The organism is Enterobacter sp. 168J2, from assembly GCF_034107265.1.
Taxonomy (GTDB): domain Bacteria; phylum Pseudomonadota; class Gammaproteobacteria; order Enterobacterales; family Enterobacteriaceae; genus Enterobacter; species Enterobacter nematophilus.
The window spans coordinates 165,476-185,831 of sequence record NZ_JAWNEB010000002.1 but is presented as its reverse complement, the minus strand read 5'-3'; the positions used below and the strand labels follow the sequence as shown (position 1 = coordinate 185,831).

The 20,356-nt window shown below is 55.4% G+C and carries 22 protein-coding genes; 13 read left to right on the top strand and 9 right to left on the bottom strand.

Annotated elements, in window-relative coordinates; translation table 11 throughout:
- The first annotated feature begins 98 nt into the window (after nucleotides 1–98).
- From USG84_RS08970 to USG84_RS08955, 4 genes are read left to right on the top strand one after another with little or no spacing between them, the layout of a single operon-like run.
- A complete protein-coding gene (locus USG84_RS08970) occupies nucleotides 99–1,970 on the top strand; it encodes an amidohydrolase (protein WP_320738242.1) in 1,872 nt (623 codons plus the stop codon).
- Nucleotides 1,970–2,377 carry a DoxX family protein gene (locus tag USG84_RS08965; RefSeq protein ID WP_061099377.1) on the top strand — a complete coding sequence of 136 codons (408 nt, stop codon included), beginning with the start codon at nucleotides 1,970–1,972 and terminating at the stop codon, nucleotides 2,375–2,377. The genes USG84_RS08970 and USG84_RS08965 overlap by 1 nt, the downstream gene beginning before the upstream one ends.
- Nucleotides 2,374–3,993: an MFS transporter gene (locus USG84_RS08960; protein ID WP_248058303.1), complete on the top strand. Its 1,620-nt coding sequence runs from the start codon at nucleotides 2,374–2,376 to the stop codon at nucleotides 3,991–3,993. Before USG84_RS08965 ends, USG84_RS08960 begins: the two co-directional genes overlap by 4 nt.
- 30 nt (nucleotides 3,994–4,023) lie before the next feature.
- A complete protein-coding gene (locus USG84_RS08955) occupies nucleotides 4,024–4,845 on the top strand; it encodes an alpha/beta fold hydrolase (RefSeq protein ID WP_151413352.1) in 822 nt (273 codons plus the stop codon).
- On the opposite strand, the gene USG84_RS08950 is transcribed toward USG84_RS08955, so the two are convergent.
- Complete coding sequence (locus USG84_RS08950; protein ID WP_151413353.1) at nucleotides 4,808–6,229, bottom strand: MFS transporter; 1,422 nt, start codon at nucleotides 6,227–6,229, stop codon at nucleotides 4,808–4,810. The two genes, USG84_RS08955 and USG84_RS08950, sit on opposite strands and share 38 nt — an antisense overlap.
- Nucleotides 6,230–6,279: 50 nt before the next feature.
- Complete coding sequence (locus USG84_RS08945; protein WP_320738241.1) at nucleotides 6,280–7,368, bottom strand: cellulase family glycosylhydrolase; 1,089 nt, start codon at nucleotides 7,366–7,368, stop codon at nucleotides 6,280–6,282.
- 185 nt (nucleotides 7,369–7,553) lie between these two features.
- On the opposite strand from USG84_RS08945, the gene USG84_RS08940 reads away from it, so the two are divergent.
- Entirely contained in the window at nucleotides 7,554–8,561 is a 1,008-nt protein-coding gene (locus USG84_RS08940; protein WP_151413355.1) for a LacI family DNA-binding transcriptional regulator, read from the top strand.
- On the opposite strand, the gene fosA is transcribed toward USG84_RS08940, so the two are convergent.
- Complete coding sequence (gene fosA, locus USG84_RS08935; protein ID WP_151413369.1) at nucleotides 8,547–8,972, bottom strand: FosA/FosA2 family fosfomycin resistance glutathione transferase; 426 nt, start codon at nucleotides 8,970–8,972, stop codon at nucleotides 8,547–8,549. The two genes, USG84_RS08940 and fosA, sit on opposite strands and share 15 nt — an antisense overlap.
- A gap of 199 nt (nucleotides 8,973–9,171) precedes the next feature.
- Between fosA and trpS the strand changes: the two genes are divergently transcribed.
- The 5 genes from trpS (at nucleotide 9,172) to USG84_RS08910 (ending at nucleotide 12,308) form a co-directional block, all read left to right on the top strand.
- Nucleotides 9,172–10,176, top strand: coding sequence for a tryptophan--tRNA ligase (trpS, locus tag USG84_RS08930; protein WP_151413357.1), 1,005 nt, complete (start codon nucleotides 9,172–9,174; stop codon nucleotides 10,174–10,176).
- Nucleotides 10,177–10,348: 172 nt separating this feature from the next.
- The gene (locus tag USG84_RS08925; RefSeq protein ID WP_151413358.1) at nucleotides 10,349–11,032 is read left to right on the top strand and encodes a hypothetical protein; all 684 of its coding nucleotides are present in this window, start codon (nucleotides 10,349–10,351) and stop codon (nucleotides 11,030–11,032) included.
- Entirely contained in the window at nucleotides 11,025–11,372 is a 348-nt protein-coding gene (locus USG84_RS08920) for a hypothetical protein (protein WP_151413360.1), read from the top strand. Before USG84_RS08925 ends, USG84_RS08920 begins: the two co-directional genes overlap by 8 nt.
- A 2-nt stretch (nucleotides 11,373–11,374) precedes the next feature.
- The gene (locus tag USG84_RS08915) at nucleotides 11,375–11,854 is read left to right on the top strand and encodes an Hcp family type VI secretion system effector (protein WP_253540502.1); all 480 of its coding nucleotides are present in this window, start codon (nucleotides 11,375–11,377) and stop codon (nucleotides 11,852–11,854) included.
- Nucleotides 11,855–11,966: 112 nt separating this feature from the next.
- Nucleotides 11,967–12,308, top strand: coding sequence for a hypothetical protein (locus USG84_RS08910; RefSeq protein ID WP_253540499.1), 342 nt, complete (start codon nucleotides 11,967–11,969; stop codon nucleotides 12,306–12,308).
- 110 nt (nucleotides 12,309–12,418) lie between these two features.
- On the opposite strand, the gene USG84_RS08905 is transcribed toward USG84_RS08910, so the two are convergent.
- The gene (locus USG84_RS08905; RefSeq protein WP_151413370.1) at nucleotides 12,419–12,892 is read right to left on the bottom strand and encodes a SymE family type I addiction module toxin; all 474 of its coding nucleotides are present in this window, start codon (nucleotides 12,890–12,892) and stop codon (nucleotides 12,419–12,421) included.
- A gap of 301 nt (nucleotides 12,893–13,193) precedes the next feature.
- Between USG84_RS08905 and USG84_RS08900 the strand changes: the two genes are divergently transcribed.
- On the top strand, nucleotides 13,194–14,063 hold the full coding sequence (locus tag USG84_RS08900; RefSeq protein ID WP_253540489.1) for a phosphorothioated DNA-binding restriction endonuclease: 870 nt from the start codon (nucleotides 13,194–13,196) through the stop codon (nucleotides 14,061–14,063).
- A 372-nt stretch (nucleotides 14,064–14,435) separates the two neighbouring features.
- Here USG84_RS08900 and USG84_RS08895 read toward each other — a convergent pair whose 3' ends face one another.
- From USG84_RS08895 to USG84_RS08875, 5 genes are read right to left on the bottom strand one after another with little or no spacing between them, the layout of a single operon-like run.
- A complete protein-coding gene (locus tag USG84_RS08895) occupies nucleotides 14,436–16,769 on the bottom strand; it encodes a primase-helicase zinc-binding domain-containing protein (protein ID WP_109846376.1) in 2,334 nt (777 codons plus the stop codon).
- A gap of 13 nt (nucleotides 16,770–16,782) precedes the next feature.
- Nucleotides 16,783–17,106 (bottom strand): DUF5375 family protein, encoded by a 324-nt coding sequence (locus USG84_RS08890; RefSeq protein WP_005287802.1) that lies wholly within the window; start codon nucleotides 17,104–17,106, stop codon nucleotides 16,783–16,785.
- Complete coding sequence (locus USG84_RS08885; RefSeq protein ID WP_001071227.1) at nucleotides 17,106–17,327, bottom strand: hypothetical protein; 222 nt, start codon at nucleotides 17,325–17,327, stop codon at nucleotides 17,106–17,108. The genes USG84_RS08890 and USG84_RS08885 overlap by 1 nt, the downstream gene beginning before the upstream one ends.
- On the bottom strand, nucleotides 17,324–17,881 hold the full coding sequence (locus tag USG84_RS08880; protein ID WP_047354614.1) for a host cell division inhibitor Icd-like protein: 558 nt from the start codon (nucleotides 17,879–17,881) through the stop codon (nucleotides 17,324–17,326). Before USG84_RS08880 ends, USG84_RS08885 begins: the two co-directional genes overlap by 4 nt.
- Nucleotides 17,878–18,138 (bottom strand): helix-turn-helix transcriptional regulator, encoded by a 261-nt coding sequence (locus tag USG84_RS08875; protein WP_109846382.1) that lies wholly within the window; start codon nucleotides 18,136–18,138, stop codon nucleotides 17,878–17,880. Before USG84_RS08875 ends, USG84_RS08880 begins: the two co-directional genes overlap by 4 nt.
- A gap of 914 nt (nucleotides 18,139–19,052) precedes the next feature.
- Here USG84_RS08875 and USG84_RS08870 point away from each other — a divergent pair.
- Together USG84_RS08870 and USG84_RS08865 are read left to right on the top strand one after the other, a co-directional pair.
- Nucleotides 19,053–19,805, top strand: coding sequence for a septation initiation protein (locus tag USG84_RS08870; RefSeq protein ID WP_060628128.1), 753 nt, complete (start codon nucleotides 19,053–19,055; stop codon nucleotides 19,803–19,805).
- Entirely contained in the window at nucleotides 19,802–20,353 is a 552-nt protein-coding gene (locus USG84_RS08865; protein WP_021567517.1) for a phage polarity suppression protein, read from the top strand. The genes USG84_RS08870 and USG84_RS08865 overlap by 4 nt, the downstream gene beginning before the upstream one ends.
- Nucleotides 20,354–20,356: the final 3 nt, after the last annotated feature.

Below are 20,356 nucleotides of genomic sequence, written 5' to 3'. Positions count from 1 at the left end.
AGTTATACTTTGGTATACCTATCCTATTGTATAACTGGATCTTTGCCGAAACCAGTTCCCATAATCCTGACCATTCCCCCTCTCAGTCAGGAGCAGTTATGGTTACCCTCTGTAAAGCCGATCTCATTCTGGTTAACGGCCAGTTTCACACCGTCGATCGCGAAAACCCTGTCGCGGAAGCCGTTGCCGTGCGCGACGGAAAATTTCTGGAAGTGGGTACCGTCGCCGAGGTGATGCAACACCACTGCGACGGCACCAAGGTGGTCGACTTAAAAGGCCACACCGCCATCCCCGGCCTGAACGACTCGCACCTGCACCTCATTCGCGGCGGGCTGAACTACAACCTTGAGCTGCGCTGGGAAGGCGTGCCGTCTCTGGCCGACGCCCTGCGCATGCTCAAGGAGCAGGCCCTGCGCACGCCGTCGCCCCAGTGGGTGCGCGTGGTGGGAGGCTGGACCGAGTTCCAGTTTGCCGAGCGCCGCATGCCGACGCTGGACGAGATTAACGACGCCGCGCCGGACACCCCGGTCTTCATCCTGCACCTGTACGACCGCGCCCTGCTCAACCGCGCCGCGCTGAAGGTGGTCGGCTACACCAAAGACACGCCAAACCCGCCGGGCGGCGAGATCCAGCGCGACGCCAACGGCAACCCGACCGGGATGCTGATTGCCCGTCCGAACGCCATGATCCTCTATGCCACGCTCGCCAAAGGGCCGAAGCTGCCGCTGGAGCAGCAGGTCAACTCCACGCGCCAGTTTATGCGCGAACTGAACCGTCTGGGGCTGACCAGCGCCATCGACGCGGGCGGCGGCTTCCAGAACTACCCGGAAGATTACGAGGTGATTGCCGAGCTGCACGAGAAGAAGCAGATGACCATCCGCATCGCCTACAACCTGTTTACCCAGCGTCCGGGCCACGAGCTGGAAGACTTTGAGAAATGGACCGACATGCTCACGCCGGGCCAGGGCAGCGACTTCTTCCGCCACAACGGCGCGGGCGAAATGCTGGTCTTCTCCGCCGCCGATTTTGAAGACTTCCTCGAGCCGCGTCCTGACCTCGCGCCGGGCATGGAGGACGAGCTGGAGCGCGTGGTGCGCCACCTGGTGGAGCACCGCTGGCCGTTCCGCCTGCACGCCACCTACAACGAATCCATCAGCCGCATGCTGGACGTCTTCGAGAAGGTGAACCGCGACATTCCGTTCAACGGCCTGCACTGGTTCTTCGACCACGCGGAAACCGTTACCCAGGCCAACATCGACCGCATCAAAGCGCTCGGCGGCGGCATTGCCGTGCAGCACCGCATGGCCTTCCAGGGCGAGTACTTTGCCGAGCGTTACGGCATCGAAGCCACCCGCCACACGCCGCCTGTGGCAAAAATGCTCGAGACCGGCGTGCCGGTGGGCTTAGGGACGGACGCCACCCGCGTGGCGAGCTACAACCCGTGGACCGCGCTCTACTGGCTGGTCTCCGGCCGCACCGTCGGCGGGATGCAGATGTACGACCACAGCGCCCGTCTGGACCGCGACACCGCCCTGATGCTCTGGACCCAGGGCAGCGCGTGGTTCTCCAGCGAGCAGAACCAGAAGGGGCAGATCAAGGTCGGCCAGCTCGCGGACCTGGCGGTGCTCAGCAAAGACTACTTCCGCGTGCCGGAAGAGGAGATCAAGGGCATTGAGTCCGTCCTGACGGTGGTGAACGGCGATATCGTCTACGCCGCAGGCAGCTTTGGCCCGCTCGCGCCGCCGGCCATTCCGGTTTTGCCCGAGTGGTCCCCGGTGGTGAAGGTGCCGGGCCACTACCGCAGCGCGCCGCCGCAGGCCGCACGCGTCGGCATGAGCCCTGTTCACCACTGCAGCGGGCCGTGCGGGGTTCACAGCCACCAGCATGATTTCGCCCGCACGTCAGAGATGCCGGTGTCCGACGATAACGCTTTCTGGGGGGCGCTGGGCTGCAGCTGCTTTGCATTCTGATGAAAAACACTACTATGCCGCCCCGGATCGACCTGGGGCTGTTCTTCCTGCGCCTGACCGGCAGCCTGCTGCTTCTCTACGTGCACGGCCTGCCGAAGGTGCTGCACTTCAGCGAAGAGCTGACGCGCATTGAAGATCCGTTCGGCTTCGGGCCCTATGCAAGCCTGATCCCGGCGATCGTCGCCGAGGTGATCTGCCCGCTGTTTATCATTGCGGGCGTGTACACCCGCCTGGCGTGCCTGCCGATTATCGCCGTGCTGCTGGTGGCGATGCTGGCGGTCCACCCGGACTGGTCGATTGCCGAAGGGCAGTTTGGCTGGCTGCTGCTGATTATCTTCACCACCCTCGCCCTCACCGGGCCGGGCCAGTGGCGGCTGCAGCGTAAGGCAGCGGAGAGGTTCGCATGACCCAGGTTAACGACGTTCGCGACGCACACGTCGAGACGACGCCCGCGCAGGCGGTTTCGCCGTGGCAGCCGCTGAGCCAGCCGGTGTTCCGCATGCTGTGGATCGCCACGGTGGTCTCTAACGTCGGCTCATGGATGAGCGACGTCGGCATCAACTGGAGCATGCTAACCCTGAGCGCCGATCCGCTGGATATCGCGCTGGTACAGGCGGCCAGCAGCCTGCCGATGTTCCTCTTCGCCCTGCCGTCCGGGGTGATGGCGGACATCGTCGACCGGCGTAAATACCTGCTCTTCTCCCAGCTGTGGGTGTTCATCGCCGCCGCCGGGCTGACGGTGCTCTCCTTCACCGGACACGTTACCCCTACCGTTCTGCTGGTGGCGACGTTCCTGCTGAGCGTGGGGGCGGCGATGAGCTCGCCGCCGTTCCAGGCCGTGGTGCCCGATCTGGTGAGCAAGCCGGAGCTGGGTGCCGCCGTGGCGCTGAACTCGCTGGGGGTGAACATCAGCCGGGCGATTGGCCCCGCGCTGGGCGGTTTTCTGCTGTCGCTCGCCGGGCCGTGGATGGTATTTGCCCTGAACGCGCTGTCCGTGGTCGGCGTGGCGTGGGTGCTGTGGCGCTGGCGTCCGGCGCCGTCCGTGCAGCGTCTGCCGCCGGAGCACTTCTTCTCCGCTGTGCGATCCGGCATTCGCTACGTGCACGCCGCGCCGGTGCTGCGCAACGTGCTGGTGCGCACCGTGGCCTTCTTCGTTTTCGGCAGCGCGGGCTGGGCGCTGCTGCCGCTGGTGGCGCGCCGCGAGCTGGGCTTAGGCCCGGCGGGCTACGGCGTGATGCTGGCCTGCATCGGCCTGGGGGCGATTGCCGGGGCGATCCTGCTGCCGCGCCTGCGCCAGCGGCTGAACGCCGACCGGCTGATGGTGGCCGCCAGCCTGACCTTTGCCCTCACCATGCTGGCGCTGGCCTTCGTGCGCCACGTCTGGCTGCTGAACCTGTTTGAGTTCTTCACCGGCTTCGCGTGGATTGCGGTGCTCTCCACCCTCAACCTCGGCGCGCAGCGCAGCGCCGCCCGCTGGGTGAAGGCCCGCGCGCTGGCGGTCTACCTGACGGTGTTCTTCGGCTCGATGACCACCGGCAGCGCCATCTGGGGGCAGATCGCCTCGCAGTTCGGCACCCCGACCTCGCTGGTGGTCGCTACGCTGGGCATGGTGCTGGCAAGCGCAACGGTGTTCCACTGGAAGCTCGAGAAAGATCCCGATCTGAACCTCGACCTCAGCGGCCAGCCGCTGGACGGCGTGGAGATCGACCTGCCGAACGAGCGCGGCCCGGTGCTGGTATCGCACGAGTACATCATCGACCCGCAGAACGCGAAAGCCTTCCTGGAGGCGGTGCACGAGCTGCGCCGGGTGCGCCGCCGCGCCGGGGCGATGAGCTGGGCGGTGTACGAAGATATTGAGCGCCCCGGCCTGTTTATCGAGACTTTCCTGATGGGCTCCTGGATTGAGCATCTGCGCCAGCAGGAGCGCCACACCATGAATGACCTCCTGCTGCAGAGCCGCGTTCTGGCTTTTCATCAGGGCACAACATCACCGGCAATTCGCTATCTGGTCGCGCCGGTATAACCATAACCATCACCTGTACAGGAACACACTATGGCAACGTTTAAGGCAAAAGACGGCACGCAGATTTACTACAAAGACTGCGGCGCGGGCAAACCGGTTCTCTTCAGCCACGGCTGGCCGCTGGACGGCGACATGTGGGACAGCCAGCTTAACTACCTGGCGGAGCGCGGCTTCCGCGCCATCGCCTTTGACCGTCGCGGCTTTGGCCGCTCGGATCAGCCGTGGAACGGCTACGACTACGATACCTTTGCGTCCGACATCAACGACCTGATTACTACCCTGGACCTGCGCGACGTGACGCTGGTGGGCTTCTCCATGGGCGGCGGCGACGTGACGCGCTACATCAACAACTACGGCAGCGCGCGCGTGGCCGGCCTGGCGCTGCTGGGCGCGGTGACGCCGATCTTCGGTAAATCCGATTCATTCCCGCAGGGCGTGGATCAGAGCGTGTTCGACGGCATTCGCGACGGGCTGCGTAAAGATCGCGCCCAGTTCATCAGCGACTTCGCCACCCAGTTCTACGGCACCAACGCCGGGCAGACCGTCTCCGCCGGCGCGCTGACCCAGACGCTGAACATCGCCCTGCTGGCTTCGCTTAAGGGCACCATCGACTGCGTGACCGCGTTCGGCGAAACCGACTTCCGCCCGGATATGGCGAAAATCGACGTGCCGACGCTGGTTATTCACGGCAGCAACGACCAGATCGTGCCGTTTGAAAGCACCGGCAAGCTGGCGGCGGAGATGATCAAAAACGCCACGCTGAAGGTATACGACAACGCGCCGCACGGCTTCGCGCTGACCCACCAGGACCAGCTCAACGAAGATCTGCTGACGTTTGTGAAGTCGCTGTAATTTTTTCCAGGCCGGGTAAGGCGCAGCCGCCACCCGGCGCTTTCGCAGACGCGTTCCGCTCCACCAGCAGCCGACAAATCTCCGCATGCTTCTCCTCGGTAAAGGTAAAGCGCGACATAAAGCCCATTCGGATCAGCGACCCAATCGCCGGTAGCAGGCAAATCCCGAAGAACAGCCCCGACAGCACGCCTGCACTCTGGATTTGCGCCTGCGGCACGTAGCCAATCATCGTCAGGAACACGCCGATGAGCCCCCCGCCCACCGCCACCGACATCTTGCCGGTAAAGGTCTGCCCGGAGAAGGTGATCGCCGCGCAGCGCTTGTGGGTGTGGTACTCCGCGTACTCGATGGTGTCGGCAATCATCGACGAGGTGAGGATGTTGGTCATCATCACGAACAGCGTGCTCAGGCCGAGCAAAATAAACAGCATCGTCACCTGCTGATACCCGACGAACCACATCGCCACGCGCACCGCCACGTCCAGCCCGCAGAGGATCATAAACAGCTTTCTCTTTTGCATCCGGCGCGTCAGCATCGGGGCGACCAGGCACAGCACCGCCGCCACTATTCCCATCACGCCAATCGCCATCTGCAGGCTGCCGTCGCCCAGGTTGTTGATAAAGAAGTAGATATACAGCCCGCCCGCCACGTTGTGGAACACGCAGAAAAAGAACGACAGCAGGACGATAAACAGCGGCTTGTTCTGGCGCAGGTTGTGGAAGGTGTCGCGGATGGTCACCTTTTCCGGGCTCGGCGGTACGCGCTCTTTGATCTGCATAAAGCCGTTGAGCATCAGCGGCAGGCCCACCAGCATCATCACCAGCGCCGCCATAAAGTAGCCTTTATCGTTGCTGTACTGGGCGAAGAACGCCGCCAGCTTCGGGAAGAAGATGTTGGCGCAGGCGATCCCCGCGTTCACCCCGAGCATCGCCGCCGTTACCGCGCGGGTGCGCTGGGCGGAGTCGTTGGTCATCACCGACGACATCGACCAGAACGGGATATCGGAGATGGCGTACAGCGTCCCCCACAGGATGTAGGTCACCCCGGCGTAGAGGATTTTGGTGGTCATGTCCGCTTCGATTTTATAGAACGACAGCAGCGTGACGCCGGTGATCAGCAGCGGGGCGATCAGCAAAAAGTGGCGAAACTTGCCGAACCGGCTGTTAATGGTGTCCATAATGCTGGCAAACAGCGGATCGTGAACCGCGTCCCACGCGCGGGCAATCAGGAAGATGGTGCTCGCCGCCAGCGCCGAGATCCCCAGCACGTCGGTGTAAAAATAGTTAATAAACGAACCCACTAAACCAAAGCTAAAACACTGACCTAAACCATAGCCAAAATAAGACCACAACTCGCGAGACGGTATTTTCATTGTCGTTGCCATTGTTATATGCCTGCCTGGTTGCCCGGCGGTGGACCGCCGGGTCGATATTATTAGCCCTGCGCCTGCGGGGCGATCTTGCGCAGCTGCTGCATTAATGCGATTTCACGGCGCGAGAACGGAATGCCGTTCTCCTCAAACACGTCGTGAAACCAGAGGCGGCAGTAGTCCGTGGACTCCTTCATCACCACCGGCCACGGCAGCCACGTCTGGGTTTTGCCGCGCACCAGCCCCCACTGGTACGGCGCGACCTTCGCCATGTACATCATCGGAAGCTGCTCTTCGATGGTGCTGCCCACGTGGCGCGCCAGCCATTCGGTGCAGAACAGCGGCCGGCCGAGCTTTTGCAGCTGCTGGATCATCGCCGTCATCCGCCCGGTGTGGGTGTAGGCGTGGAAGCTCACCACGTCCGAGAGCGCCAGCGCGGTCTGGTCCAGCGGGTGCTGGAAGAACGTCTCGTCCTCCTCCTCCGGCGGAACGCGCCACGCGCAGACGGTGAGCGGCTGGGTCGGATCTTCTTCACGAACCCACTGGAACGCCAGCTTCATCAGCGCGTGGGCGCAGGACTCCAGCTTCGCGTCGTACTGCACCTCCTGCGTGCCCGTCGCGAAAATGCCGCGGTTGCCCGGCTCGTTGTACAGATCCCACAGCAGCACGCGCTTATCGTCGCGGAACTGGCGGACAACGTCGCGGATATAGCGTTCAATGTCTCCCCAGCAGTCGGGATCGCACACCTTATCGCGACCGGGGCTCGCCGCCGCCTGGCTGTTATGCTTGCCCGGTACGGGCGGCTTTTGCGGGCCGAGGTACGGCTCGTCGCCGGAGAAGCCGCAGTCGTCCATCAGGGTCAGCATGGTGCTGAACCCGTGACCGTCGGCAATCGTCAAAAAGCGGTCGATACGCGCCATCAGCCCGTCGCGGTCGTGCTCCCAGACGATAAACGGCAGGTTGATGCGCAGGGTGTTGTAGCCCGCGTCCGCCGCCCAGCCCAGCTCGCGCTCGATAGTGGCGGCATCGAACGTTTCCTCCTGCCAGATATCCGTCCAGTTCACCGCCGTCGACGGCAGATAGTTAAACCCGCACAGCCAGCCTTTTTGCTGATACCACGCCTGTGCCTGCTCCCTGCTCCACTGCTCTTTCATTACGCGTCCTCTTACTGATAATATTTAGCTAATAAATATTAGTTGCAGGATAAATGCGCAAATCACGGCGCTCCGAAAAGCGACGGCTCTCACAAAGTTCGCGCTTCGATGAATGAGAAACGTGATCGACGGCGCTAAAGCGTGCGGTTAGGGTATGATGCGAAGTCGCGAAAGGGAGAGGACGGATGAAGCGAAAAACGAAGGTAACGATGAACGATATTGCGCGGGCGGCGGGCGTGTCGCAGGCGACGGTATCGCTGGTGCTTAACCAGTCCCGCAACATCAAGCTCAGCGACGACACCCGCCAGCGTGTGATTAACGTGGCCACCGAGCTCGGCTACGACCGCCTCCCCGCCGTTCACGCCCCGCGCAACCAGGAAGAGATCGCCCTGCTGGTCAGCTCCATGCAGAGCTTCGACCCGTTTATCGACGCCATCAGCCAGGCGCGGGAAGCGGCGTGGCGCAACGAGACCCTGCTCACCGTCTACGACTACGGCGACGACATCGAGCTGGCGCTGAACATCATCCGCCAGCTGGAGAAGCGCAACTGCATCGGGATTATTCTCGCCTCTCCGGTAACCACGCTGGTGGACATGACGGCATTCCAGGACTGCACCCGCATCCCGCTGGTGCTGCTCAACCAGCGCGACCCCGGCTCGCCGCTGCTGCCGTCGTTTATCCCGGACGACTACGCCAACGCCTTCCAGGTGACTAAACACCTTATCGCCTGCGGGGCCACGCGCATCGCCCACATCACCGGGGAGAGCTGGATGGAGGCCTCGCGCCAGCGTCTGGCGGGCTACCGGGCGGCATTACAACAGGCCGGACTGGCGTGCGACGACAGTCTCGTGCGCCAGACCAACTGGCAGTTCAGCGAGTCCTTTACCGCCACCGCTTCCCTGCTGGAACTGGCCGAGCGCCCGGACGCCATCTTCTGCGCCAGCGACTGGCTGGCGATTGGCTGCTATCAGGCGCTGGCGGTGAACGGCGTTCGCATCCCGCAGGACATGCTGCTGGCGGGCTACGACGACCAGAAGATTTCCGAGCAGCTCACTCCGCCCCTGACCAGTATCCAGCTGCCCTACAGCGAGCTGGGACGGCTGGCGGTGGAGTACCTGTGCAATCAGGAGGATGCCGCCACGCACGTGACGCTGGCGGGCAGGCTGAAGGTGCGCGCCTCAAGCCTCGTCTGAGGTAAACACCATGCCCGCATAGGGCTTCTCGCGACACGCCGCCAGCCGCGCGGCGAGGCCGCCCACGTGCAGCTCCAGCTTGTGCCCGTCCGGGTCGAGAAAATAGAACGACGCCCCCTCGCTTTTGTTCTGCTTCCAGACGGTAACGCCCGCCTGCTCGAGCCTTTGCGAGAGCGGTTCAAAATCCGCCTCCGCCACGGTAAACGCGTAGTGGGTGTAGTCGCTCTCCTGCGGCGGCACGTACTGGCGCGCCTTGTCGTACGACAGGCAGACCCACAGATCGCCGCAGGTGAGATAGGCCCCGGTATTCCAGCGGGCGTGCAGCGCTAGCCCCAGCAGGTCGTGCCAGAAGGTGACGCTTTTTTGCAGGTCGCTGACCGCGAGAGTCAGATGGTTGAGAGATTGCAGCATGACGTGCCCTTTTGTTTTTCGCGCCGGACGTGGTACGGTAAAGAGATGAACATAAACCACGCCGTGCTCACCGTAAACCGCTGGTGGCTGCCTTCTTAAAGGCGGCACGGAGTAGTTTTCCTCATTTTCAGATAGCCGCCGAAAGGCGGCTTTCACACATCTAAGACCCCTTTCGGCATTACAACGTTAAGGAGTCTTTATGAACGCACCCACCATCCTCACCGGCGACCGCCCAACCGGCCCGCTGCACCTCGGCCACTTCGTCGGATCGCTACGCCAGCGCGTGGCGCTCCAGCAGACGCACAGCCAGTTTGTGCTGATTGCCGACCTGCAGGGGCTGACCGACAACGGCAGCAACCCGCAAAAAATTCGCGACAACATCCCCGAAGTGCTGGCCGACTACCTCGCCGCCGGCATCGACCCGAACCTGACCACGATCTGCCTGCAGTCCGCCCTGCCCGCCCTCGCCGAGCTGACGATGCTGTATATGAACATCGTCACCGTCGCCCGCGTGGAGCGTAACCCGACGGTGAAAAACGAGATTGCGCAGAAAGGCTTTGCCCGCTCGCTGCCGGTCGGGTTTATGGCCTACCCCATCAGTCAGGCGGCGGACATCACCGCGTTTAAGGCCGAGTGCGTGCCCGTCGGCGACGACCAGCTGCCAATGATTGAGCAGACCAACGAGATTGTGCACAAGATGAACAGCCTGCTGCCCGCTCCGGCGCTGCGCCACTGCAAAGCGATGCTGAGCGACACCAGTCGCCTGCCCGGCATCGACGGCAGCGCCAAGATGTCAAAATCGCTGGGCAACACGCTGCACCTTTCGGCCAGTGAAGAGACCATCCACCATGCGGTGAGCGCCATGTACACCGACCCGAACCACCTGAAGGTGACCGACCCGGGGCAGATTGAGGGGAACGTGGTGTTTACGTACCTCGATGCGTTTCATCCAGACAAGGAGAAAGTGGCGGCGATGAAGGCGCATTACCAGGCGGGCGGGCTAGGGGACCGGGTTTGTAAGAACGAGCTGGAGGCGTGTTTGCAGGAGCTGATTGCGCCGATGCGAGAGCGGAGGGCGATGTATATGCAGGACAAGGGAGAGCTGATGGCGATGCTGAAGCGCGGGACCGAACGGGCGCAGGGGGTGACGCAGGAGACGTTGAGGGAGGTGAAGGTTGGGCTGGGGGTGCCGGTGTTTAGTTAAGGTAGATTTAGCGGTGGAGTGCGTGGGAATGGCATGAAGCCGCTGATTATCTCATTAAAGATGAAATTGATACCTCTAACAATTCTTAATTCCTTATTTAGATAAGATAAATTGCTTCAATCACATTAATATTACATTGATAAATCCTTTATTGCGCATTTAAAGGATTATTATGGCTGATGTAGAAGATACAGCCCGGAGATTATGCAACATTATCGCTTCTCCTGATACAGTTACTGGGCTTATAAATGGAGGGTTATCTGTACCGCTAGATTATGGATATCTGGTTTATGGTATCTTTGACACGGATACCAGATATGCTCGTGAAACTCAACGCATACGAATGATTACTGCCATAAAAAATGACATTTTGAATTACGAGAATATTGTCAGCGCCGTCAAAGTTATACTTAAAGAATTCAACAGATATTTAACGGAAGCGGAGCAGGATAAAATATACAGATCTGTAATGACTTCAATTGCAGGCAGAGTATCAACAAATATTATTGCATCAACTATCGCGAAGCATGTTATTGAAAGAACGTCCTTCACGTTTATTGTTTTTAAAGGGAAAGGCAACCCAATCACGGCACTGAGCACACTCCTTTTGTTTGGGGGAATGGCTGAACGCTCAATCAGAACGTCTGAAAGACTCAAAGCCGAAGCCCCAGAGGTATATCAACTTCTGAGGTCCAGAGACTATGACCTGCTTTATTTTCTGTTCGCTGATGCCGTTCAGCCTTTCGTAGATGCTATCCATGCAGGTTATTCAGAAGGAAAACCTGTATTTATTCAGATCATGAAGAAAGTTAATGAAAAATTAACTGCACACACTACGGAAGGCGCGTATGAGTAAATTTATTATCCCAATTATAAATCTGCTGCTTTGCTCATATTTAGTTTTAGCCTATATCCTTTGCTGGGTAGAATTCGAAACCTGGCATGATAAAACAATCGCCTTTTGCATCATTACCATAAGCGCTTACATTATTTCATTGGTAATGAATAAAGTACTGCCAGGAAAGATATACATTTTTGGCGGGATCCTGGATGTGTTATCAGGTCCCTTACTGATCATCGGTGCATTTGCTTGTATAGCAGTCCTTGAACCATGGCCGCTGAAAATCATTGGCTTATTCATATGGGTCGTGGCGATGTTACGCCTACCTTCTTTTTTAAATATAGATGAGGAATAATCATGTCAAATCCAGCATATCTTTGGTTAACCGATGCTAATGGCTCACCAGTCGTAGGAGGTTCCATGGTGTCCGGTAGGTTAGGCGCTATTGAATTAAAGGCGGTCGCTCATCACCTCACCATTCCTGTGAGTGGAAATACAGGCCGACTAACAGGTACCCGTGTACATACACCAATTGCCGTCCAGAAAGAGTTTGATAAAACAACACCGGTTCTAATCAGGGCACTGTGTGAAAACCAAACGCTAAAATCGGCTACGATCAAAATGTATCAAATTGATGATGCAGGAATCGAGAGAGAATATTTCAACATTATCCTGGAGAATGTAAAAATCACGGGTATCACGCCAAATCTGTTCCCGAATTCTGGAACAGGAACGCATACAGAGACGATCGAGCTAAGATATGAGGCAATCACCTGGAAACACTGTGACGGGAATATAGTTTACAGAGATGCCTGGAATCATATGGCGATAGCCTGAACTGACTTGAAAATTTCTCGGGCCGGGGTAACGTTGTTCTTGTCGGTCCGACCAAGCGGAACGCCGCCGGAAAGCGCTGGCGATGATTTCTACCGCTTTAAAGGAGAGCATCATGGTGGAACCCACTCTCTCACAAGTTATTGAGGTTGTTCGAAACTCCTCAGGGGAGCATCGTAAATCTATCGATAGCAATACGTTGATTGAGGCCGATTTGCATATTTGCGGTATGGACGGCGAAGACCTACTGGAAGACTGCGAAGAAGCGTTTGGCGTTCAGCTTGCCACGGAAGAGGATGGCAATAGGAAAACGTTCTCTCTCGCGGAGAATGAGTATCTGTTTACGGGTGAAGGTATAGACTTTTTTGGCATCTGTCGGTTTATCCGCTGGGTACGTGGCATACCCGAACCTGTGATACGCGATTTAACCGTTGGCGAACTTCACTGTGCTGGTTAAGGCTGTGAAAGAACAGGTAAAGCACGAGTGATTTTTACTTAAAACGGGCATGGGATGACATGCCCGTATCGTTTTATTGCTTCAAGGATTACATGAGGTGGGAAGCACGGTTACTCCGACATCGCCTGCCCTGTTCCACGCTTAACAGCCGGTATATCGCCTGTATCATTCAGCGCTCCCGGAAACGTCTTCAACCACTGCGCGACTTTCTTCTTATTTATATTCACCACGCTCATCCCTTCCAGGCATCCCCATAATTCTCTTGTATGCTGTGGCGTAATCACAATGCAGTCTTTCATGGCGCGGATTTTTACGGGCATGCCGTTGATGAAACCCGCGCGTTTTAACCAGTCGCCGCCCAGAAGAAGATATTTCATGTCTATACGTGCATAGAGTTCGCAGCAGGCTGCGCTGTCCTGCGGCGTTTCCGCGCGGGGATGGACGGGCGCCGCGTTGGGCGAGTTGCCGTGAAGACGGCGGGCGCTGTTTTTGCGTGCCAGCTCGCGGTTTTCAATCATGCCGGTGAAAGCGTCTGATTCTGTTTTGCAAACAGTAAACTCTGGCTTAAAATTCGTCGCAGCCATTTTCAACTCCTATCAAGTTGGTTGTGGTTAGCGGTATGGGGGTGTTGCAGCACCTTCATATCGCGAATTCCTCGTTAAATATTCTTCGATACTTCCTTTCGCCGATTGGCGTAATTACTGGTGCTCATTATACAGGACTGAATATAAATACAGCGGTTTGGTGTGGAGTAAATTTGAAATTTGCGAGGGGGATTCAGGAATTAGTGTTGTGCGCGGTAAGGTCATGTTTTTGTTGATTGTGGGTTGATTGGTCTGGGTTTTGCGAACATCATCGCAATTATTTACCTTCTTCCGTAACGCGATGGCTTCCAGCAAAACTCTCGAACAGGCAATTGCCGACATCACCATCTGGCGCAAAGGCGAACAGCGTGCGCCGCATAAGCCTTTATTGCTTTTGTACGTGCTGGCGAACTATCAGCAGGGGCATGCGAGACTGTTTGATTACGGAACTGAGGTCCACGAGCAACTGCTTAACCTGTTAGAACGCTTTGGCCCGCAACGGAAGGCACATTACCCGAATATGCCCTTCTGGCGGCTTAAGGGAGATGGGTTCTGGGATCTTCAGAATACTGAGTTCTGTTCGACCACTGGTAGTAAGCAGCCGCCCGTTAAAGAACTTGTGGAACATAACGTCGCCGGCGGGTTTGATGAAGAACACTTTGCGCTGCTGAGTAAGAACAAAAACCTGATCAGCTCGCTGGCGCAGCAGATCCTTGAAACGCACTTTCCAGAAAGTATTCAGGAAGAGATCTCAGATGAGATGGGTTTTGATATTCAGCAGATCCGTAAGGTTCGCGATCCGCTGTTCCGCCAGCAGGTGTTGCGTGCGTATAACTATGAATGTGCCATCTGCGGATTCAACATGCGGCATGATAACGCCTCCGTTGGACTCGAAGCCGCGCATATAAAATGGAAGCAGTTTGGCGGACCATGTGAGATCCCGAACGGACTGGCGTTGTGTGCAATTCATCATAAGGCGTTTGATAAGGGATCGATTGGGCTGGATGAGAGTATGCGGGTGCTCGTGTCTGAGGCGGTGAATGGCAATGGAATTGTTGGGAGGCTTTTTTGGGATTTTGCCGGGAGGCAGATTGCTTTGCCGATGGCGAAAGGGAATTATCCAAGAGAAGGGTTTGTGGAATGGCATCGGAGGGAGGTGTTTAGAGGATGAGTGCGAAGGCCGGACTCAAATATCGGCATAAAACAATGTTAAGTAAAGATTTTTTAATATAAAAACAGATTTATGCCCCCATTTGTGCCCCCACTTTTTTTTCTTACCATCGGTAAAAAAGACGAGTTTTTAGCCATTTGTAATCAAAGCACAATTTTTATATCCCCGGTTAGGTTCCGTGCAACGGATCCAAACCAAAAGTCCTCAACACCCAAAATTACTTTTTCTTTAGAAAAGCGTGCACACTGTTCACTACCACATAATTAACTTTAATATCAATAAAATAGAAGTTAACAATATGGTGTAGAGTGAACAGTAAACTCTACATTCATTGAAAAGAAAAAACCCGGCGTATGCCGGGTCAGTTATACGTTAATTGGTTGCTTGGCCATCGCACTTAGGTAGCCAGTCAGCATTGCTTTCCTCTCTGAGTGCCAGATTGGTCTGCATTCCCTGATTGGTCCGCCGCTTCTCGTACTGCAGCCCATACTCTTTCAGCATTAACGGCAGCCCCTTGCCAAACATGGTCAGACTGAGCGTATTTTTATAGCCGTTGGCTTCCATGTAGACCAGATAGGCATGGTAAAGGTATGTACGAGGCTGACGTGGGACAATGTTAGCGTTCCCCATAAACATTCCCGTGGTGTCAGGTAAGACTTCAAGGTATCCGCAAAAATCAAACGCTGAATCAGCATCACGTTTGATAGTGAGCGCTTCATCGGAGTTCTGCTGCGACTGAAGTAATGTCCTGGCACTCATAGGGTCACTGAAACGCTGCATAAGCTGACGAACAATCACTGCCAGCTCGCTGGCAATCTTCTCTTTGAGCTGAGTATCACGTTCCTCCGGGGCTATCTGGTCGGGGAAATGCAGGATCACCCTTCGACGTGAAACTCCACCACTACGATCAGTGAAACGCATCGGATTATTGTTCACAGCCAGGATAACCGCCGGGATGTGGGTTGAATAGGCGTTCTGATATTTGGGATCAACAGATACCGCATCGCCGCCAGTGATGGCTTTTAGTCCGGCCCCGTCACCGCTCCACTTTTCCTGATCGGGAAGTCGAATCAGTGAAAAACCTATTAACGCAGCTCGTTCTCTTGGCGACTCAAGCATTTCAATTGTTGCCGAGGTAGCGTTATCTTCACCCGCCAGCATGGTTGCTATTTCAGCAAGAATACTCTTTCCACTTCCGCCAGGGCCAGTGACCTCCAGAAACAGCTGCCAGTCATAACGGTTAGCCAGCACCATAAACAATGCAGCCAGAATAATGTCCCTCTTTTCAGGATTAAAACCTGCTGCACGATCCAGCCAGCGCCAGAATGCCGGGGCATGGGTTTCCAGTGACTCGCCGTCAACGGGCTGCGTGTAATCCACCTCGCACAGCGTACGTAACCAGTGCTTCTTATCGTGCGGGCTGAACAATCCTGTCCGGGTATCGAGCACACCGTTGCGAAATCCGATAAGTTGCCGCGCCGGATTCTGTTGTTGCGGAACGATCAGTTTGAGGGTTTCCACGAGAGATGCAATTTTCGCGGATGAAAAAGGTGCGTCGAGGCGCTGAAACAGCGCAGCGACATCACGGGCAAAATCGGCGTAATAGATAACTTTCCAGGCCCCCGCCTCATAGCGTGAAAGGAGCTGCCCGTTCGGGTCTACTGCCAGTGAATTTTTATAGTGATCCACTACCCTCTGCGCTTTTTCGCTGACGCTCAGAGCGGTAAATTCAGCTTCGCTCATTGTGTCGAAAGGGCTGGCAATAGCTGGTTTTATTACTTCATAAATTGCCAGCCGAGTGGCTTCTTCGCCGTTCTGCGTGAATGCATCGTTCCAGTCACCATACACAGGTGGGAGCGCCATTGTGCAATTGCAGGCCCTGGCAGCAGCTTCGCCCCTTGTTTGCCCCGCACCGTTGAGATCGCGGTCAGCAGCAATAATTATCTGGTGCGTTGGGTACTGACTGCAGGCAATGCTCGCCAGGGAAAGGAAATTGACGGATGAAAAGGCCACCATGACAGCATCGCCAGTCAGATGGTTGATAGTGAGTGCGGTAGCATATCCTTCCGCTATCCAGAGCCGTTTGGCTGCTTTGGCAGTGCCTTCAATCAGGTAAAAGGCATTCTTAACCTGACCGCCTTTAAGGAAGCATTTGCCCCCATCAGCGTTGATTAACTGCAGATTTACCAGCTCTCCATCTGCATACAATGGAACGATAAGATCTCCCGCGCGAAATGCCACACCACCGACTTTATGCATGGCGGTTAATTCCCGGCAAGGCAGTGCAGTAAGCCCTTTACTCGTCAGATAGGCATTGCCAGTGGTCTGACGGGACTTATCAAACAAACGGGAAGCCAGCACTGCTGCAGCTTTTTTCCCGTCCTCTTTTTCAGGAGAACCAGATTCAAGCATTTCCTGAGATACTGGCGGCAGGTTTCCGGTAATGCCGTTTATTCTGTCTGCCGCTTCACTAATGCCTACATCCAGTACTTTACTTACTAGCGCCAGGCCATCACCTGCCCCGCACTGGTTACAGAACCACGTTCCCCGCCCTTCCTGGTCATCAAATCGAAAGCGGTCTTTCCCGGCACAGACCGGGCAGGGCTGGTGCCGATTTTTCAGTACTTTTACGCCCAACGCGGGTAAAATTCTTGACCAGTGACCACGAGCTGCTTTCTCAGCCTGGCTAACTTTCATTCCTGACATTGTGCGGCCCTCCTTAGTGCAGCGCTGGTTTGTTGAGGTGACGGGAACAAAGTTCATCCATGACCGTCATTCCGAGCAATGAGAGAACCGGACAGGCTTTAAGCGGCCCCGACTCCATCAGATCCGAAAGCAACGCGCAGGCAATTTCCAGCCCTCTTTGCTGCCCATGCTGGCGCAGATAGAACCCTTCCAGCTCGCGGGCTATGGCATCTTCAAGTTCAGCGAGCGTCAGGCCGGAATAACGTTCCTGATGATTGCTGAGAGCCAGCCAGGCACAGGCAACGGCACGGCGATACAGAGCGGCACGAAGTGCCAGATGAGATTCACAGCATTTCATCAGGCCACCTCCGCATTCATCAGGTCGTCATGGCAGCGTTGCACCACTCCATCCAGTTGCTCTGTCATCAGATAGATGAGGGAAACCAGTTGTTCGCATTGGGCACCTGCTGGCTTTTCATAACAGTCCTGCAGGGCTGCCATGCCAGTTACATACTCACCCACATTGCGTAAATGTTTCAGCCTTACAACATCGTCGTAGGAGATCTCAAACTGGTTCATAGCATCACCTCCCCGGCAGGCAGGCGTGCAGAGAGGGAGAGCACATAATCACGGACCAGCGAAAGACGCGCGGAACGCTCATCGCAGGCTACAGTGCGAAGCATACAAATGCGGGGTTGAGTGTCAGTACGGCGGATTGCGGCAAACACAAAGACATATTGCGGGTATGACGGGGTGAGGATTGTAGCCATGATGGCAGCCTCCAATAAGTAGCGGTTATTGCTACCACCGGAAACGCCAATTTCACTGGTGGCAGCCCGAACGGGGTTGGCGTAACCGGCCTTATTGGAAACCGGCCAGCCCGAAGGCTGCCCCGCCCGGACTGCCATTATCTTGAATGAACCACGGTGTACACACAAACACCACAGCCCGGAAAATGGGTGTGCCTGAGCTACGACGTAAAAAAAGACGCAAGGCGCGTCAGTTGTCGCCAATAAGTTACACGGAACGCCAATTCCGGCTGCCGATTTTGCGACAGCAGAAAAACTATACCTGGAAATGACGGCAGTAAGCAAGCCAGAAAAAAGGGATTTAATGTATTCAGGTATCATCATGCATCACATCCCCGCCCACGGGCGCTGATACGGTCCGCCATCCATGCGCTGACCTCAGACTGTGCCCAGGCGACATTTTTACCGCCAAGCGGGATCTGCTTCGGAAACGCATCGCGGCTGATCAGTTCGTAAATGGTCGAGCGAGACAACCCGCACAAGTGCATCACCTCAGGCAGGCGTAAAAATCGTTCATGCTGGTTCGGTACAGGAAATAATGGCGAAGCCGGAGCTGGCGCAGAAACAGAAATATTGTGCATCATCTACCCTCTTTAATATCCACAACAGTCCGGATAAATTCATCCGGATTCAGGTAGTTCCTTATTATGTATATATAACCCGCTTGCGCACGCATTATTTATTTAGCGTCAAATATTGATTTTATGGAACTTAAAATCCGGTAAAACCATATAAAACGACATAATAAACACCATGCCAGAGAACTATAAATACAGGAGTATTAATAGGAACTAACATTCATCAGAATATTTATTACCCCATGAGTCATTACACGTAATGGTGCTGCCTCCAGAGTCCACACAGCAAGGCTTCACAACTTTTGTAGATGCCTTAATGGCAGACCCCAACCCCCGGACATACGTAGGAATTGCATTTAGCTCACAAACATTGGCCCTGCATAAAAATCCTGGTATTAAATAATCTAAATTTAAAGCTAAAAATATATCCAAATAAATCCATAAAGAACCGGGTAGCTCTAGTTTTATAAAAATAAGTATGAAATGCAACACCATATCCAGAGGCGAAACTGTTAATTCCCGGCAATAACAGGCAGACTATTTCAGTGCCTATCGAATACTACTGAATAAGGATGAATAGTGGTGAGGAGCAAAAAACAAATAGCTATGAGGAATAAAAAACCATCCATTATGAAAAAATACCATAAATAACTTCATTCTTATGTGAACAGTTATGAACAGTCGATGAATACTACCCTGTCAACCCTTCACATTTTAACTTACTGTATTTTCTATTTTTTTACTCAAGTGAATAGTAGTGAATAGTTAAAGTAAGACTGAAACAGATTCAGTTAAATGAGGCCTTTCCTGGCTAGCCAAAAGAAGTCTTTGTCTTGTCGCTCGCACAATGACGTTCAATGGCAGCTTTGTATCCATGACAGCACAATTGACACCAAGACAAACAACAAGGTGCTGACATGACTATCCCAGAACAAAATAATAACCAAACTCCTGACATATCTATCCCTGCAGCGACGTTAAAGGCGCTTGAGAAAGTGAATGCCACCAAATCTGCATGGCTTGAAGCACGTCGTCAGCAGAAAGCGGCAGCGGATAATATTGCGACAATCCGCCAGCGCCGCGCTGAAATGGAAGCCACGACAAACGCCCTGAATGAGGAGTGGCGCACGCTGTTTCGTGAAAGTCAGGGTGTAGTCTCAAAGGAAATGAAAAAACTGCGTACGGAAATTGCGCTGGGGCGTGAAACGCTTGAGGATTTTGATGAACTGCTGGTAGCTCAGGAAAGCGAAAATGCCTTATTACCGCAGGAAGCCGGGAAATTAGCCGGACAGTACATCAGCGCGCACAACACCCTTGTGGAAATTCGCGCAAAGCAAATCTGGGAAGACTTCATGCAGTCGCATGGTAAAGTGTTAATCCAGACACTGAGCTTGCTCAAAACCACAATGGGGCGGGAAGCCAGTGCCGTTGTGGGTGTGGTGAATTCAGTTAATGACTCGGACACAGTACTGAAAGACTTTATTCACAAACATATCACCAGACCGGCTCTTACTAACGCTGCGATGCCGGAACAGGACCCTGTGTTTAAACTGGCGGGCGTTGCACCGGATTATGCGGCCCGTCTGGATTTCAGTAATCAACCCTCTCCGGCAGCTATTCATAAAATGAAGGTTCGTCAGGAACGGGCTGAGAAGGAGAAATCAGTATGACGGCCCGGGCCACTCCTGCGCAGGCGCTTACCAGTTTTCGAAACGCCCGTATTCTGTGGGCTGGACATAGTGAGAGCCGAAAAGCCGCTGAACAACAGATAGAATCTCTCCTCACTGCCACGGAAAAACCAGCAGATTATGCCCGACAGCTCGGGTTACTGCGGGAACGACTGGATGTGCTGAAATGGCAGATTAACTGCGCTGCGCGTGAGTGTATGTACTCGCAGCATCTGCTGATGGAGGCCTGCACAGAAGACGCTCTCAGCAGTTTTATGCAGGCGAATGGAGCAGCCCTGACATCTGCACTGGCTCCGTTTCTTAAGGGGCGTGGAGGGGTTGACGTTGCGTCCCGTATGTTACGCAGTGCCCTGGTTCGCCAGCTCGCAATAACACCGCCTGAAATCGCCGGGGATTATCGTGAGATTCTGGATGAATCCGGTGTGATGCCTGACCCCAAGATGGTTCGTGACTGCCAGGGTACTTACACTCCGGCACAACATCTGCGCTTTCAGCAACGCCTGAATGACATTAACGATATGCAGGAGTGATAT

Bases quoted from the DNA above. Each gene is read 5' to 3' on its own strand.
- USG84_RS08875 (WP_109846382.1), bottom strand. From the start codon at position 18,138: ATGCACAATATTTCTGTTTCTGCGCCAGCTCCGGCTTCGCCATTATTT.
- USG84_RS08940 (WP_151413355.1), top strand. From the start codon at position 7,554: ATGAAGCGAAAAACGAAGGTAACGATGAACGATATTGCGCGGGCGGCG.
- USG84_RS08865 (WP_021567517.1), top strand. From the start codon at position 19,802: ATGACGGCCCGGGCCACTCCTGCGCAGGCGCTTACCAGTTTTCGAAAC.
- USG84_RS08880 (WP_047354614.1), bottom strand. From the start codon at position 17,881: ATGATGATACCTGAATACATTAAATCCCTTTTTTCTGGCTTGCTTACT.
- USG84_RS08965 (WP_061099377.1), top strand. From the start codon at position 1,970: ATGAAAAACACTACTATGCCGCCCCGGATCGACCTGGGGCTGTTCTTC.
- USG84_RS08950 (WP_151413353.1), bottom strand. From the start codon at position 6,229: ATGGCAACGACAATGAAAATACCGTCTCGCGAGTTGTGGTCTTATTTT.
- USG84_RS08960 (WP_248058303.1), top strand. From the start codon at position 2,374: ATGACCCAGGTTAACGACGTTCGCGACGCACACGTCGAGACGACGCCC.
- USG84_RS08900 (WP_253540489.1), top strand. From the start codon at position 13,194: ATGGCTTCCAGCAAAACTCTCGAACAGGCAATTGCCGACATCACCATC.
- USG84_RS08885 (WP_001071227.1), bottom strand. From the start codon at position 17,327: ATGAACCAGTTTGAGATCTCCTACGACGATGTTGTAAGGCTGAAACAT.
- USG84_RS08910 (WP_253540499.1), top strand. From the start codon at position 11,967: ATGGTGGAACCCACTCTCTCACAAGTTATTGAGGTTGTTCGAAACTCC.
- USG84_RS08970 (WP_320738242.1), top strand. From the start codon at position 99: ATGGTTACCCTCTGTAAAGCCGATCTCATTCTGGTTAACGGCCAGTTT.
- trpS (WP_151413357.1), top strand. From the start codon at position 9,172: ATGAACGCACCCACCATCCTCACCGGCGACCGCCCAACCGGCCCGCTG.
- USG84_RS08945 (WP_320738241.1), bottom strand. From the start codon at position 7,368: ATGAAAGAGCAGTGGAGCAGGGAGCAGGCACAGGCGTGGTATCAGCAA.
- USG84_RS08955 (WP_151413352.1), top strand. From the start codon at position 4,024: ATGGCAACGTTTAAGGCAAAAGACGGCACGCAGATTTACTACAAAGAC.
- USG84_RS08905 (WP_151413370.1), bottom strand. From the start codon at position 12,892: ATGGCTGCGACGAATTTTAAGCCAGAGTTTACTGTTTGCAAAACAGAA.
- USG84_RS08895 (WP_109846376.1), bottom strand. From the start codon at position 16,769: ATGTCAGGAATGAAAGTTAGCCAGGCTGAGAAAGCAGCTCGTGGTCAC.
- USG84_RS08890 (WP_005287802.1), bottom strand. From the start codon at position 17,106: ATGAAATGCTGTGAATCTCATCTGGCACTTCGTGCCGCTCTGTATCGC.
- USG84_RS08915 (WP_253540502.1), top strand. From the start codon at position 11,375: ATGTCAAATCCAGCATATCTTTGGTTAACCGATGCTAATGGCTCACCA.
- fosA (WP_151413369.1), bottom strand. From the start codon at position 8,972: ATGCTGCAATCTCTCAACCATCTGACTCTCGCGGTCAGCGACCTGCAA.
- USG84_RS08870 (WP_060628128.1), top strand. From the start codon at position 19,053: ATGACTATCCCAGAACAAAATAATAACCAAACTCCTGACATATCTATC.
- USG84_RS08920 (WP_151413360.1), top strand. From the start codon at position 11,025: ATGAGTAAATTTATTATCCCAATTATAAATCTGCTGCTTTGCTCATAT.
- USG84_RS08925 (WP_151413358.1), top strand. From the start codon at position 10,349: ATGGCTGATGTAGAAGATACAGCCCGGAGATTATGCAACATTATCGCT.